Origin of the sequence: Micromonospora sp. DT62 (assembly GCF_049847285.1) — a bacterium.
Classification (GTDB): Bacteria; Actinomycetota; Actinomycetes; order Mycobacteriales; family Micromonosporaceae; genus Micromonospora; species Micromonospora reichwaldensis.
In genome coordinates this window covers 194,073-208,671 of sequence record NZ_JBNCOB010000004.1, presented here as the reverse complement: position 1 = coordinate 208,671, position 14,599 = coordinate 194,073, and the positions used below count along the sequence as shown (strand labels likewise).

Genomic DNA, 14,599 nt, shown 5'->3' with positions numbered 1-14,599 from the left:
TTACGCCGTACGCCACCCGCCCCGCTTCCCGCGGCGGCCACCGCCCGACCACCCCGAGTGCCGCGCCGGCCGGGCGGGGTGGGCCCGCGTGAGCACGCTCCGCGCGTTCGCCCGGGCCCAGGCCCTCGCCGCCGGGGTGGCCCAGCCGGTGGCCACCGTCCGGCACCTGCACCTGTCCGGGCGACCGCTGGTGCTGGTGCCGCTGGCGATGGCCGGCGAGGCCAACGCGCCGCTGGCGGCGCTGGTCGGCGACGCCCCGGACGCGGCGCGGCTGCTGATCGTGCCGCAGCCCCGCAACCGTGACCAGCGGTTCGCGTTCGCCGCCGAGCTGGCCGGGATCGTGCTGCCGTATTTGGACGGGTTCCGGGGCGTCTCCGAGGCGGTGTTGGTCGACCGGGGCAGGGACGTGCGGTACCGCCACGTCGACGCCCCGCAGCTGCTGGTGCCGAACCCCGCCGGGATCACCTTCCTGCGGCTGCTCGGCCGCTCCACCCGCTTCCGCCGGCCCGACGGGGACTATCCGGTGCACCCGTCGGTGCCGGTACTCGGGCGCTGGCTGACCTTCTTCGCCGAGCGGGCCGAGCACCCCGGCTCGTCGGCGCTGCTGGCGATGACCGACGCGCTGGCCCTGCACTGGGCCACCGGGCAGAGCGTGGTGGAGGACCTGCACCTGCCGGCGCTGCTCGGCTGGATCGACCCGCCTGCCGGGCTCACCGGCGCCGAGGCGGCGGCCCGGGCCGAGGACCCGGTGACCTGCCCGCCCGCCGGCCCGGCCACCGACCCGGACTTCGACAACCGGTGGCTCGCCCCGGCCATCGCCGCGTACACCGCCGCCGAGGACGACCCGGTCGCGCGCGCCGGGGCGTACGCGGAGCTGGAACGGCTGCTGCGCGACCAGCTCGCGCCCACCTGGGAGCTGATGTGGCGCGGCGTGGGGCTGCTGCGCGACCTGCCCCCGGGCGCCCGGGTGGCCGGCCGGTGGGACGGCGACAAGGACGCCTTCACCGGCTACGCCGAGCACGTCGACGCGGGCGGCGCGCCGCAACCCCGCCGGGACGGGGCGGTGGCCGCCGCCCAGCGGCTGCACCGGCTGGAACGGGCCCTGACCTCCTACGCGGTGCAGCGCGCCTACGACGACCCGCTGGTGATGGCGGAGCACCGGCTGACCGGGGAGGCGTTCGTCGGCGAGGTGACCCTGGCGGACCCGAAGCGGGTGGACGACACCGGGAAGCGGCCGGTGCTGCGTCCCCGGATCCAGCTGGTCACCACCGAGCCGGTGTCGGTGCCGGTCGGCGCGACGCTGTACTCGCCGGCCCGGCCGGCGCAGAAGGCCCGGGTGGTCTTCGTGACCCCGGCGGCGGACGGCAAGACCGAGGTGGTGCTGGAGCTCTCCGGCGGGATGGGCCGGGGGCTGACCGCGCCGCCGGGCAGCGTGCCCGAGGTGGGGGAGCGGCTCTGCTACACCACCCTGTCGGACGCGTTCATGCCGGCGGGGGCGTTCCCGGCGGTCGAGGAGACACCGTGGACGCACGGCGGACCGCCGGCCGCCACCCCGGCAGGTGACGTCGGCTCGGCCGGGCCGGTTCGGGACGACGACCCGACGGAAGAGTGGTCCTGAGGGGACGCGGATCGGGCACCGGCTGGTTGGGTGCCATTTGTCCTTGGTGGAGGCTTTGCGAGTGAGGTACCCCGGCATGCATCGCGCTCGATAGCATGCGCTCTGTCCGGCCGGCTGATCCGGCCCGGACGACACCTACAGACACGGGGGAACGCATTGTCATCTCGTCGCGCACATCGGTGGGGCGCCGCCCTGCTGGGCGCAACCCTCGCGGCCGGTCTGCTGGGCGGTGGCTCCGCCTCGGCGATCGCCGCCGCCGATCCGGTTCCGGACGGCAGTTACCTCTTCAACGCCAAGATCACCTTTGGGGACGTCCGTGCCTGCTCGGGCGCGCTCATCGACCCGAACTGGATGGTCACCGCGAAGTCCTGCTTCGCTGACGGGACCACCCCGACCGTCGCCGGCGCGCCCACCCGGGCGACCACCGCGCTCGTCGGCCGTACCGACCTCACGACCACGTCCGGCGCTCAGCGCCGCGTCACCCACGTCGTGCCCCACCCCGACCGCAACCTCGCCCTGGCACGGCTCTCCGCCCCGGCCACCGGCGTGCCCACGGTCGCGCTCGCCACCGCCGCGCCGACCGCCGCCGAGACCCTGCGGGTCACCGGCTACGGCCGTACCGCCACCGAGTGGGTGCCGGACCGGCTGCACCAGGGTTCCTTCACCGTCCAGGACGTGACCGGCGGGTCCGTCGGGCTGGTCGGGGCGTCGGCCGGCGCCACTCTCTGCAAGGGCGACGCAGGCGGCCCGGCGTTCCGCGACGTCGCGGGCACCGTCGAGCTGGTCGCCATCGCCGCCACGTCCTGGCAGAAGGGCTGCCTGGGCGCGACCGAGACCCGCGACGGCGCGACGGCCACCCGCGTTGACGACCTCGGCCCGTGGGTCCGCGAGCAGCTCGCCGACGTGCAGATCTTCGGCGTCCTCGCCAGCGGGCAGCTCACCTACGGCGTCATCGACTCCGCCACCGGCGACCTGCGGGCCAACCGGCAGTCGTCGGCCACCCTCGGCTTCACGCCCAAGGCGATGGCGACGCTGAACGAGAACACGATCCTGATCAACGACACCGGCGGCACCCTCTACCGGGTGGACGTCACGGGGTACGACCCGCTGACCTTCACCAAGACGAACATCGCCACCGGCTGGTCGCCGTACGACCGGATGGTCCACGACGGTTACGGCTCCCTCTACTACATCAACGGGAGCACCAACCAGCTCTACCGGCGCACCATCACCAGCGCCAAGCCGACCGGCGCGGACCTCACCCGGACGGTGGCGGTCTCCTCCGGCTTCGGTCAGAAGACCATCACCTCGCCGGCCCCCGGACGGATCCTCGGCACGGTCTCCGACGGGCGGCTGCTCTCCTACCGCGTCTACGGAGACGGGCCGGGCGGCTGGGTGGTCAGCGCGCTGGCTACCACGGGCTGGGCTGGCCCGACGCACCTCGTCTCGCCCGGCGGCGGCCTCTACTACGCCCGCAGCTCCACCGGCCGGCTGGACCGCTACCTCGACGCCAACCCCGTCGACGGCAGCGGCACCGACATCCAGAGCTTCCCCACCGATCCGGTCAGCACGTCCGGTTGGAACCAGGCGCTGCTCTCCGCTCGGCCCTGGACCGGGCTCGTCTCGGCCTTCGGTACCAGCCCCGACGGGCGCCTGTCGTACACCGCGCTCGACCCGGTGACCGGGGCGAGGAAGGTCAGCACGGTCTCGGCGCAGACCCTCGGCTTCACCCCGAAAGCGATGGCCACCCTCAACTCGGACACCATCGTGATGACCGGCACCAACTCGCACCTCTACCGGGTGGACGTCACCAGCCACGAGCCGTTGGCCTTCACCGTGTCCGCGCCGATCGCCACCAGTGGGTGGAGCCACGACCGGCTGGTCTACGACGGCAACGGCGGTCTGTACGGAACCGCCGGCGGCTTCCTGCGCCGCTACAAGCTGACCAAGGCCAAGCCGGGGCCGGGCGACTTCCCCAGCTGGACTGTCTACAACAGCGACGGCACCCAGGCCTCCGGGTTCACCCTGCCCACGCTGGGCGCCACCGGCAAGAACCGGCTGATCGCCACGGCCGGCAACATCCTGGTGGCGTACGACATCGACGCCAGCAACGTGTGGCGCCGCAAGGATCTGGTGACCACCGGCTGGGGCAACATGACCTCGCTCTTCTCCCCGGGCGGGGGCCACTACTACCGGCGCGACGCCAACGGCGTGGTCACCGGTCATCTGGACAACAGTCCGTTCAACGACAGCGGCACCGACGTGACCGCCTACGTGCCGACTGGCACCACCAGCAGCGGATGGGACCCGATCCTGTCTGCCGTCCCGTACGATTCGTGGCCGGACAGCACCCGACACGGGTGAGACCCTGACGATCTGACGCACCGACCGTGTGGGCCGCCCGGAGACCGGGCGGCCCACACGCGTTCGGGCGGCGTCGGCCGAACGCCCGCCGCCCGCGTGAAGCGGGTCGCAGAATCGGGCTTGACCCTCACGTAACGGCAGGCGGGAGCCTCGGTGGCGGAAGGGAGGGAACCATGGCCTACACGGTGGGACAGGTCGCGAAGGCGGCCGGCGTGACCGTGCGGACGCTGCACCACTACGACGGGATCGGACTGCTCTCGCCCAGTGACCGCAGCAGCACCGGCTACCGGCGCTACGACGACGCCGACCTGGACCGGTTGCAGCACATCCGCTACTACCGGGAGCTGGGGTTCCCGCTGGAGGAGATCGCCGCGATCCTCGACGACCCGGCGAGTGACCGGGCGGCGCACCTGCGTCGCCAGCACGAGCTGCTGTCCGTACGGATCAGGAAGCTCCAGGAGATGGTCGCGGCGATCGAGTTCGCGATGGAGGCGAGCAAGTTGAACATTCCACTCACCCCGCAGGAGCGGTTCGAGGTCTTCGGCGACTTCGACCCGGACGCGCACACCGAGGAGGTCGAGCAGCGCTGGGGCGACACGGACGCGTACCGCCAGTCGAACGAGCGGGTCGCCCGCTACACCAAGGACGACTGGTTGCGGAACAAGGCCGAGAACGAGGACTGGGCGCGGCGGTTCGTCGAGGTGATGGCATCCGGGGCGCCCGCGGACAGCCCGGCGGCCATGGACCTGGCCGAGGAGCACCGGCAGCTCATCAGCCGCTGGTTCTACGACTGCCCGTTCGAGCTGCACACCTGTCTGGCCGACATGTACGTGTCGGACGAGCGGTTCACCGCGTACTTCGAGACGATCAGGCCGGGGATGGCCGCGTACCTGGGTGAGGCCATCCACGCCAACGCCATCACCCGCGCCTGACACGCGGCCGTACCCGGAGGTCAGCAGCGCTCGTCGCCGCCGGCAGTCGCGCGGGCGGTCGCCGGGTCGGCGGACGACTACGGTCGTACCGTCGCCGGCGGCTGCTCGCCCGACTGCGGCTCGCCGGCCGGATCCATCGTCGTTGCGTCCTGTTCCTCGGCCACCTGGAGCCGCTCGGCCGCCGCCGCTCGCCGAGCCGCCGGGCCGATGACCAGCGCGCCCAGGGTGAAGACCAGCCCGAGGACCACCCATCCGAGTGCGCCGACGGACACGACCAGGTACGTCACCAGTGCCGGTCCGGCAGCCGCCTGCACGACGATGTGCAGATTGAAGGCACCCAGGTACTCACCGCGGTTCTGCGTGCCCGCCAGCCCGAAGCCCAGCCCGAAGGCGCTCGCCGACTGCCACAGTTCCGCGAGTGTGAACAGCAGCAACGCGACGACGGCGGCGATCGCCGCCCCCCACACGCCGGCGCTGGGAGTGACCGCGAGCAGCAGGCACGCGGCCAGGCAGACCAGCCCGGCGCGACGGGCCACCGAGGCGGCGCCGGCGATGGTGTCCGCCCCCCGCGAGGCGACTACCTGGAAGAGCACCACCAGCGCCGTGTTGATGGTGAGGAAGAGCGGCACCACGAAGTTGGGCAGGTCGCTGCGGGTGACCAGCCACAGCGGAAGACCGACCACCAGGACGGCGCCGTGCATCGCCAGCAGGCCCGACGCGCCGACCACGGCCAGGAACGGCAGGTCACGCAGCGCGCCGAACCGCCGGCCGTTGTTCACCCTCGGTGGCGTCGGCGTGGCGGGGAGGCGCAGGACCAGCAGCCCGGACACGATGAACGTCACGGCGTTGCCGAGTGGCAGGAGTTGCAGCCAGCCCATGGACCCCGTGCCGATGAGGGCGACGGCCAGCAGCGATCCGGCCGAGAAGCCGATGTTGAACAGCGAGCGGAGCGCCGCCCGCGCCGGTACCCGGTCAGACTCGGACACGAGGTCCATGATGAGCGTGCTGAACGCCGGACCGCAGCCGTACTCGAGCGCGCCGATGAGGCTGATCAGCAGGAAGAAGAACCACACCGAGTCGACGAGCGGATACAGCAGGAAGCAGCCCGCCAGCGTGAACAGCAGCAGGGCCAGCAGGGGCCGGGCGCCCATCCGGTCGGCCACCTTGCCGAGCAGCACACTCGAACCGAAGCCGGCGAGACCGGCCAGGGACAGGCCGAGGCCCACCTGGGCCGCCGGCAACCCGGCCGACGTCACGAAGTAGACGGTGGCGCCGGCGAGGAAGAGGCCGTTGCCCATGCTGTCGACGAGATGGAGCACGCCGAGGGTACGGGCCGGCCCGCGCAGCGGCGCGTACGTGCTGCGGAGGAACCCGGTGATGGTCGCCATGGTGACTCACTCGTTCCGGAAAGGAGGATGATTCTTCGAGGTGACGACCGCCCCGGCGAGGCGGTCCCATGCCCAGTGCCGATCCAGCGCCGCACTGAGCGTCCGTGGCCCGACGCCACCGAGCCGCTCGGCGTAACGGGCCAACCAGGACGGTTCCAGCCCCGACCCCAGGACACCGGCGAGCACCGACGCCAGCCCGGAACGCGACGAGCACGCCAGCGCCATCGAGCCGATTGCGAAGGTGCGGGCCGTGTCGAGGGCCGCCGCGGACCCGGCGGCCGACAGCGCTTCGTACGCCTCGCGTACGAACCCCGTCGCCTCCCCGGCGCGTCCGCCGGGGACGTCGGCCTCGATGACCAGGGTGGCGGCGTCGGCCACCGGATCGAGCACGGCACGCGGCGCGTACGACAGGCCCTCGCGCTCCCGCAGGATCCTGGTCAGGCTGCTCGCGTAGTAGCCACCGAGCATCAGCGCCCCCAGTTGCAGGGCCGGGTAGTCCACGTGGTCGCGGGCCGGGCCGAGCGTTCCCAGCCGCAGCAGATCTCCGGCGGCCCGCGGGTTGCTGACCCGTCCGACGCGGGGTTCCGGACGACGTACGACCGCCGGGGCAGCACCGGAACCGACCGCCGTCGCGCCGACCGGCTCGAACGCGGACCGCACCACCGGGGCCACCACGTCCACGCCCGCGCCGCCGACGAGCACCACGGAGCAACGGGAAAGCTCGATGTCGCGCACCAGAGTGGCGGGCGTGCACACCGACAGGTCGGGGGCGAGATCCGCGCCCTCCTCCGCCAGTGGATGGCTGCCGTACACGGCCCGCAGGAAGGCGGTCCGGGCTGTCGTGAGGGGGTGCGTGGCGCCCGCCGCCACCCGTGCCCGTACGGTGTCGGCCGCCCGCCGCAGGTCCAGCTCGCCCAGCGCGGTGGCGGCCAGCGCGGTGCCGACCTGCCGCACCACCGTGTCCGCGTCCTCCCGCAGGGCCCGTGCCGAAACGATGATCCGGTCCGGCCGGGACTCGACGCGCAGGTCGGCGGTGCCGGCCAGGGTCTCGCCGAGTTGTCGGCGCAGAGCCTCGGCGACGGTCTGCACCCGCCCGGTGTGACCGGACTCCACGGGTACGGCGGGCAGCACCACACGTACCTCGGCCAGTTCGCCCGGGCGTGGGACGACGACGAGGCGACCGCCGGCCGATCCGAGCGGCACGGACTCGACGTGCGGTGGACGAAACTGGACCGGCGCCGTCACGGCGTCACCTCCGGACCGTCCGGCGCCAGCGCCGACGGAAGGCTCGTGATGCGCGCAGCCGGCGCCGAGGCCAGACCGTCCGCGACCGCCCGGACCGTGTCGGCGGGGACCGCGCGCAGCATGCCCGGCAGGGCGTCGTAGTAGCACGGGTCCCCGAACAGGTGGGTGCCGATGCAACTCCACGACGCGAGGCTGACCAGCGAGTCCAAGTCGGAGTGGATGGCGAGCGCCGCCTGGCGGGTCACCGCCGTCAGGGCGACGTCCAGCTCCGCCCCGACGCTGGCGACCTCGCGGAGCACCTGCCGGAACCGGTCCTGCACCTCGTGCCCGGACAGCTCCGCCGGATGGTTCGCCTGCGCGGCCACCATGCTCGGATGCCGCACGTCGAACGGGTTCCCGGTGCGGTTGACCCGCCACCGGAACCGCAGCCCGGACGCGCCGGTCAGCGGCAGTCCGGCTGGCGGGGCGTCGAGCAGTTCGGTCAGCGCCACGGTGGCCAGGTAATCCGGGCGCGACCGCGCCGGGTCGGCCGCGCGGAGCCCGATGGCGGTGCACGCGGTGGAGGCGGACGGGTCCCGCCGCACGGCCGTCCGGCTGCCCTCCAACGCCGGGTCGGCGGGCGGTACGACCGGCCGCCGTCCCGCGCGCGGCAGGTCACCGAAGACCTCCCGGGCCTCGGCGAGCACCGCCTCGGCATCGACGTCGCCCGCTATTCCGAGCCACGCGTTGGCCGGCTGGCAGTAGTCGTCTACGAACTCCTGGAGCTGCGCCGGGCCCACCTGCGCCAGGGCGTCCACGTCGCCGTAGCCGTTGTGGCCGTGCGCGAACGACGGGAACAGCAGCTCGGGCAGGCCGAACAGCACCAACCCGCCGTGTGGCCGCTGCAGGATGTTGCGCCGGATCTCCGCCTGCACCACGGCGACCTGCTCACCGACCCGCTCGGCGGTCAGTGTCGGGGCCGCCATCCGGTCACGTTCCAGGCGCAGGGCGACGCTGAGGCCCCCGGCCGGCACGACCTGGAGGTACTGCGTGTAGTCCAGTGACGTGCGGGCGTTCGTGGACCCGCCGAGCCGGGCGATGTCGTTCAGGTAACCGGCGCCTGCGGCGGAGAACCCGCTGAGCACGTGCTCGGCGAGGTGCGCCGCGCCGGGCACCGGTTCGTTGCGGAAACCGACGCCGTAGTGCAGGCAGGTGGCAGCAGCCTGGACGCCGGGCAACGGACGTACCAGGACGGTGAGGCCGTTGTCGAGCCGCTCGACGCGTACCGCTTCGGTAGTCGTGGTCATGCGGTCGACCCGCCCCGCGCGGGCCGGCGCAGGATCGAGTAGAGCACCTGGTCGTGCCACTCGCCCTGCCGCCACTGGCCGGACCGGATGATGCCCTCCCGCTCGAAGCCGGCCTTCTCCAGCGCGCGTTGCTCCGCGACGTTCGACACGTCGGTGAACGCCTGCACCCGCTCGGCGCGGGTGTGCAGGAACAGGTACTCCGCGAGTTGCCGCTGGGCCGCCGTACCGATCCCACGACCTCGGTACGCCGCACGCAACCCCGCCGCGATGGTCCAGCACGTGGACGTGGCGGGGCGGCCCCACGCGGCCGGGAACCACTCGACCCGGCCCGCCGTCACGCCGTCGGCCGCCACGCTCAGCACGCCACCGTCGGCGTCGAGCAGGCCGGTGTCCGCGAACCGGCGGCGCAGCCCGTGCGTCGGGGTGAAGCCGAACCACTGCCAGGGGCCGGTGCCGGTCTCCGTGGCGAACTCCACCTCGAACAGGTCCAGGTCGGCCTCGGTCACCGGACGCAACACGACGTCGGCGGGAGTCATGGGTTTCCTCCTGTGGCAAGGCGTTCCCGCAGTGGAGGGACGGGCAACGCGTCGGCGGCGTCGCAGATGTTCACCCATCCCGGGGGTGCGAGTCCACCCCGCAGGTCGCGATGCCCGGCCAGCCAGCCCTCGGCGAAGCGCACCAGCTCCCGGATGCCGACCTGGCGGCAGGTGGCGGCCCCGACGGTGGTCACCGTGACGGCCTCCGGGCACGCCCGTGTGAAGGCGTCGCCGAGGGCGTCGAAGTCTCCCTCCCACACCAGCAGCTCGTCCGCGGCGGCCCAGGACACCCCGCCGGGCGCCGGCACCGGCACCGGCCACCGGCCGCGACGTCGACCCGGGTAGGCGGTGCGGTACTCGGCGAGGTGCAGCGCCGTGCACGAATGCCACGACGTGCCGAGCATCAGGATCTTCGCCGCCGCATCCCAGAGCCGGCCGAGTGGCCCCGCGCTGGACAGCCGGTACGGCACTGGGTGGTGCGCGGTCAGGTCGGCGGCGAGAGCCCCGTTGGCCAGGAACGACGTGTGGGGATGATCGGAGCGTGCAGTGCCGGGCAGGCCACGGAAGCATTCCGGCACCGCCCCGATCGTGGCCGAAACGGGAGTGGCCGCCGCGTCGAACGCCGGCATCTCCCGGGATATCTCCAGGGGATCGGCGCCGTCGAGCCGTTCGGGACGCCACGACGCCGGGTGACTCAGCTGCGGCGTGAAGCCCGGCATGGCGATCGTGCCGGTCGGGCCGACGGCCGCCGCCAGCGCCTGGCACACGGTGATGGAGCCGCCCGCCACGAAACCGAACGCCGACAGCGACGAGTGCACCAGCACCGTGTCGCCGGCCTCGACCCCGAGCTCCACCAGGCCCGCGACAAGCTGCGAGCGGGTGACCGGCCTACCCACGGAACGCTCCGGCCAGGTCGCCGGCGGCCGGGGTGTGCCCGCCGTCGCCGTCGGGTGGCGTCTCGGCGGCGAGCGCCGAAAGAACCCAGTCGAACCACGCCCGCAGATTCCTCGGCCGTAGCAGCGGGTGCCCTTCCGTCGGGAAGATCGCCAGCTCGCTGCGGACCGCCCGGCGCAGCAACGAGCGGTGCAGCCGTACCGACTCGCTCGCGGGCACCAGATCGTCGGCGAGACCGTGGGAGACGAGCACACGGGTACCGGCGGGCACGCTGTCGTGCGGCAGGCTCTGCTCGTCGTACGCGGACCGGCGGGTGTCCGGATCGCCGTACTCGCGGATCCACTGCCAGCCGACGTCGCTGACCGACGCCGTCTGCCGCAGGTCCACCGGCGCGCCGTGCGTGACGACGAGCCGTGGCGCCAGTTCCGCCGCGGTGATCAGCGCCAGGTACCCGCCGAAGCTGCCGCCCATCACGGCCAGCGGAGCCGGTACGCCGGTGAGCCGCAGCACCGCCCGGACCTGCTCGACCGCGACGGCGCCAATGCCCGTACGCCACCTGCGCCATCCGGCGGCGATGCCGGCGTTGCCATATCCGAGCGACATGGGCGGCTCCAGCAACGCCACCTGGTAGCCGGCGGCCACCCACGGCCAGGGACTCCACCGCCACGCCCAGTCGGTCCAGCTCTTCAGCGGGCCGCCGTGGAACACCACGACCAGACCGGTGGGCGGCCGGTCGTCGGGCGTGCACAGCCAGCCACCGAAGTCGATCCCCGTGGCGGGGTCGGGCAGCGTCAGCCGGCGTAACCGGCCGGGTAGCGCCGGGCCCCCCGCCGGCTCCACGGTCTCCGTCGATCCGGCGGAGTCGATCGTCTGCACCGACGGCAGCGCGTCGAGTGCCGAGGTGAGGACCATCGTCCGGGAGCCGTGTGTCACGACGTCCAGCACGGAACCGGCCACCTGGACGGGCTCCCGGACGCCGGTGCGCAGGTCGTGGCGCAGCAGGCGGCGGTTCGGCCCGTCCTCGGCGGTGCAGAACAGGACGCCCTCTCCCGACCAGGCGCGCGGTTGCTGCCACAGGTCGTCGCCGCGATCGAGCGGGGTGCACCGCCAGTCCGTGTCGATGAGACAGGGGAACTGGACGGGGTGGTCGTCGCCGACGGGCACCGATGTGCCGAGGCAGGCCAGTGTCCGGCCCTCCGGCGACGCGACGAGGCCCGTCAGGTCGATGTCGGCCATCCTGAATTCGCGCACGACCGAGCCGGTGGCGTCGACCGTGATCAGGCCGAACCTGCGCCGGCCCTCGGGAAGGTCGTACGCCGTGCCGAGCACGAGGTCGTCGCCCAGCCACGCGGCCTCACCGGTCAGGTTCGCTCCTGCCGGCAACACCGGTACGAAGCTGCGCGGCTCGGTGCTCTGCGTGGGGTCGAGCCGCACGATCCGCCAGCCGCCCTCCGCGCGGCGGACACCGCCCAGTGAGGCGGACGAGTCGGCGAACCACACCACGTCCGCCCCGCCCAACGCCGCCGGTCGCCGGGACGACCACGCGCGTGTCTCCTGCACGAGGCAGGTCAGTCGGTCCGGTCCGGCGAGCAGGGCCACCACCCGGCCGTCGACCCGGTGCAGCGGACGCTCGACGGCGTCCGGGCCGCGCAGGCGGATCTCCGCGCCGGTGGCGTACGCGACGGACTCGGGACCGACCAGCGCGGCGACCGTGCCGCGTGCGGCCCAGACCGGTCCCCAGGCGCCGTCCGGGCCGCGACGGTGGCAGACCAGCGTCGGGTTGAGCCGGTCTGCGCGTGGGTCCGGCACGTCGACGCGGCTGATGAGAAGGTTCTCGCCGCAGGCCGGCAGTGCGGACAGCCGAGGCTCGCGCACCAGTTCCTCGAGGAACGTCGTCCTCGCCTCCTCGCTCACGACGCGACCGCGCTGGCGAGCGAGCCGACGAGGCGGGCGGAGAACGGTCGGGCGAGCCGCAGGGCCTCGTCCAGGTCGCGGAAGCCGCGTTCCAGTGCGCTCAACGTCAACTCCTGGGGGGTGGGTGCCGACCACAGTTCACCGAGCAGCTCCCGCCACTGCCGCGTACCGGAGCCGTCGCCGGCCAGTCGGGTGCACCAGTCCACGATCGTCCCGGGGGACCGGTCCGCTGTCGCTTCCGGTGGCAGGTCGGCGTAGACGCACCGCCCCGGCGGCAACCGGAACGTCCGCACCAGCGCACGGTCCTCGGCACTCCAGCCGACGGTGGCGGCCGTGGGGGCGCCGAAGCGGTTCGCGGCGGTTCGCGCGTCGATCCCGGCAGCGGCGAACATCGCGGTCGGCGTGATCGCGCCGTTGGTGTCGCGTACCACCCGGTGGACGTAGGCCCGGTGTCGTTGCGGGTAGCTCGTGTCGAACAGTTGGAGGCAGGCCAACGCCCGTCGACGGGTGACGGACGAGCCGGCCACCAGCGGGGTGCTGTCCAACGCCCACTCGGTCCCGTACGAGCTGGTCCACCGCGTCGACGTCGTCGCCTGCGTGAACGGGCCGGCCAGTGTGCGTACGGCGTCGAGCGCGTCCTGGCGTTTCACGTCCCCGCCGGCGGCGAGGTGCTCGAGCAGCGCGGCCATCTGTTCGCCGACGCCTTCTGCCGTCGCATCGGCACGCAGGGCGGCCGGGGATCGGGTCATGTAGTGCAGGCCCGCGGCGATCCGGAGCAGGCGGTCGCCGTGCTCGGGGGTGAGGCGACCAGAGGCTGTGAGGTCGCGTACGCCGAAGCGGACCGACACCAACGCGACGGTCAACTGCCGGTGGTCCTCCTCGGCCGAGTGCAGCACGGCGACGTCGGCGTCGGAGGTCAGCTCGCCGGTGCGGTACGCGGCGGCGACCCGCCCGAGCGGGGTCATCCCGCAGTCGGCCAGTTCCGCCGCGCGTAGCGCGCCCATGCTGGCGGCGCCGAACACGCGCACGCCGCAGGACAGCGTGGCCAGGATCTCCTTGTGGCGCAGCGGCGCGAAGTGCTGGTAGACGCCGTCGACGACGAGGGCGGCGTCGCCCGGTCCGAGCCCGAGGCGGAACAGGTCGCCGTGGCGGGCGGGCGGCAGGTACTCGCCGTCCAGCTGCGGTCTGGTGTCGGCGGGCAGGCTGGGCCCGACGAACACCACGCGGCGGCCCGTCACGGGCCCTTCCGACCGTCGGCCGCGGGTCGCGGCGCCTCCGGGGCGGGTGCCATGCCGGGGGCGAACACCTGCACGACGGCGGGGAACTCGACCCCGTCGGGGGTGAGGTCGACCGCGATCACCGGCCGGCCGGTTCGTTCGGTGACGGTCGCGGCGAGCCCGTCGAGCAGCCCGGCGACATCCGCCCCGTGCAGCGGGCGCGGATCGGGCACGGTCCAGGCACCGGCAGCGGCCCGCCGCTGGTGTCCGAGCGTCAGGGCGCCGTGGTAGACGGCGGCGGGGATGTCGTCGCGGGTGCCGCTGATGACCGACGCCCGGCTCTGGATCGCTTCGAGCACGGCGCGTTCGGCGGCGATCTCGGGATCGAGATGACATCCGGAGCCGCCGAAGAGCTGGGGCATCTCGGGCTGGGACAGGTAGCACACGCAGGTGGCAGTCCCGGGCAGGCTGGCGAGGAACTCCAGCTCGATGGTCGCGCCCGCGTCGCGGACCAGTTCGGCCAGCGCCGCCACCCGAGGGCCGACCGCAGCCGGTGCCGTCGACACCCGCGCGGACCGGGGGCCGACCCGGCTCAGCGCGTCACGTTCGACGAGTTCCAGCAGCCCGTGCAGGGCGGCCTCGACGTGGGTGTTGCCGCCGGCCAGACCATTGGTGGTGGTGACGAACAACGGCGGCTGCCACCGCTGTTCCGTCCATCCGCGCAGCCCGACCGCTGCGACGGGCACCCGGGCCGGATCGCCGGTCACCAGGTCGAGGCCGGCTGTCCACTCCAGCACGGTCGATTCGGCGGCCACCGAGACCGGGTGCAGCGGCAGGTCCTCGACGAGGTAGTTGCAGCCGATCTCCGCGGCCGTTCCGACCAGCGGATCGGCGCAGGCGAAGGTCTCGGCCGCAGCCACCTCGAGCGACTCCATGACGGCCGACACCCAGGCGGCGTCGTCCGTCAGTCCCTTACCGGCGCTGGCGACCAGGGTCGCGGCACCCGGCCGTAGGGCCGAGAACACCGGCACGCCGATGGTGTCGAGGCCGGTCAACTCGGCGACGCGGGTGATGCCCCACCGGGGGAGCAGCGGCGTCAGCCTGGCCCGCGTCCGGGCCACGGGATGCGTGCGGACGGTGCCGGCGGCAAGTGCCGCAGGCCCGCCACCCTTCAACCAGCTGCCGGCGAGCTGGGCCAGCGTCAT

General features: G+C 73.4%; 11 protein-coding genes. 3 read left to right on the top strand and 8 right to left on the bottom strand.

What is annotated here, in order from left to right; genetic code table 11:
• Positions 1-88 precede the first annotated feature (88 nt).
• The 3 genes from ACPXCB_RS08440 (at position 89) to ACPXCB_RS08430 (ending at position 4,914) form a co-directional block, all read left to right on the top strand.
• Entirely contained in the window at positions 89-1,618 is a 1,530-nt protein-coding gene (locus tag ACPXCB_RS08440; RefSeq protein WP_425873727.1) for a hypothetical protein, read from the top strand.
• Between the two features lie 156 nt (positions 1,619-1,774).
• Complete coding sequence (locus ACPXCB_RS08435) at positions 1,775-3,982, top strand: trypsin-like serine protease (RefSeq protein ID WP_425873725.1); 2,208 nt, start codon at positions 1,775-1,777, stop codon at positions 3,980-3,982.
• Positions 3,983-4,155: 173 nt separating this feature from the next.
• Positions 4,156-4,914, top strand: a complete 759-nt coding sequence (locus tag ACPXCB_RS08430; protein WP_425873723.1) for a MerR family transcriptional regulator — start codon at positions 4,156-4,158, stop codon at positions 4,912-4,914.
• A 77-nt stretch (positions 4,915-4,991) separates the two neighbouring features.
• On the opposite strand, the gene ACPXCB_RS08425 is transcribed toward ACPXCB_RS08430, so the two are convergent.
• The 8 genes from ACPXCB_RS08425 to ACPXCB_RS08390 are packed head-to-tail and all read right to left on the bottom strand — an operon-like array spanning position 4,992 to position 14,599.
• A complete protein-coding gene (locus ACPXCB_RS08425; protein WP_425873721.1) occupies positions 4,992-6,302 on the bottom strand; it encodes an MFS transporter in 1,311 nt (436 codons plus the stop codon).
• 6 nt (positions 6,303-6,308) lie between these two features.
• Positions 6,309-7,547 (bottom strand): M16 family metallopeptidase, encoded by a 1,239-nt coding sequence (locus tag ACPXCB_RS08420; protein WP_425873719.1) that lies wholly within the window; start codon positions 7,545-7,547, stop codon positions 6,309-6,311.
• Positions 7,544-8,833 carry a M16 family metallopeptidase gene (locus ACPXCB_RS08415; RefSeq protein WP_425873717.1) on the bottom strand — a complete coding sequence of 430 codons (1,290 nt, stop codon included), beginning with the start codon at positions 8,831-8,833 and terminating at the stop codon, positions 7,544-7,546. Before ACPXCB_RS08415 ends, ACPXCB_RS08420 begins: the two co-directional genes overlap by 4 nt.
• Positions 8,830-9,369, bottom strand: coding sequence for a GNAT family N-acetyltransferase (locus ACPXCB_RS08410; RefSeq protein ID WP_425873715.1), 540 nt, complete (start codon positions 9,367-9,369; stop codon positions 8,830-8,832). Before ACPXCB_RS08410 ends, ACPXCB_RS08415 begins: the two co-directional genes overlap by 4 nt.
• Positions 9,366-10,265 carry an aminoglycoside N(3)-acetyltransferase gene (locus ACPXCB_RS08405; RefSeq protein WP_425873713.1) on the bottom strand — a complete coding sequence of 300 codons (900 nt, stop codon included), beginning with the start codon at positions 10,263-10,265 and terminating at the stop codon, positions 9,366-9,368. Before ACPXCB_RS08405 ends, ACPXCB_RS08410 begins: the two co-directional genes overlap by 4 nt.
• Positions 10,258-12,177: an alpha/beta hydrolase family protein gene (locus ACPXCB_RS08400; RefSeq protein WP_425873711.1), complete on the bottom strand. Its 1,920-nt coding sequence runs from the start codon at positions 12,175-12,177 to the stop codon at positions 10,258-10,260. Before ACPXCB_RS08400 ends, ACPXCB_RS08405 begins: the two co-directional genes overlap by 8 nt.
• Positions 12,174-13,415: a TfuA-like protein gene (locus tag ACPXCB_RS08395; protein WP_425873709.1), complete on the bottom strand. Its 1,242-nt coding sequence runs from the start codon at positions 13,413-13,415 to the stop codon at positions 12,174-12,176. Before ACPXCB_RS08395 ends, ACPXCB_RS08400 begins: the two co-directional genes overlap by 4 nt.
• Entirely contained in the window at positions 13,412-14,599 is a 1,188-nt protein-coding gene (locus ACPXCB_RS08390; RefSeq protein WP_425873981.1) for a YcaO-like family protein, read from the bottom strand. Before ACPXCB_RS08390 ends, ACPXCB_RS08395 begins: the two co-directional genes overlap by 4 nt.

Excerpts from the sequence above, each read along its gene's own strand:
- ACPXCB_RS08430 (WP_425873723.1), top strand. The coding sequence starts at position 4,156 with ATGGCCTACACGGTGGGACAGGTCGCGAAGGCGGCCGGCGTGACCGTG.
- ACPXCB_RS08425 (WP_425873721.1), bottom strand. The coding sequence starts at position 6,302 with ATGGCGACCATCACCGGGTTCCTCCGCAGCACGTACGCGCCGCTGCGC.
- ACPXCB_RS08415 (WP_425873717.1), bottom strand. The coding sequence starts at position 8,833 with ATGACCACGACTACCGAAGCGGTACGCGTCGAGCGGCTCGACAACGGC.
- ACPXCB_RS08410 (WP_425873715.1), bottom strand. The coding sequence starts at position 9,369 with ATGACTCCCGCCGACGTCGTGTTGCGTCCGGTGACCGAGGCCGACCTG.
- ACPXCB_RS08390 (WP_425873981.1), bottom strand. The coding sequence starts at position 14,599 with ATGACGCTGGCCCAGCTCGCCGGCAGCTGGTTGAAGGGTGGCGGGCCT.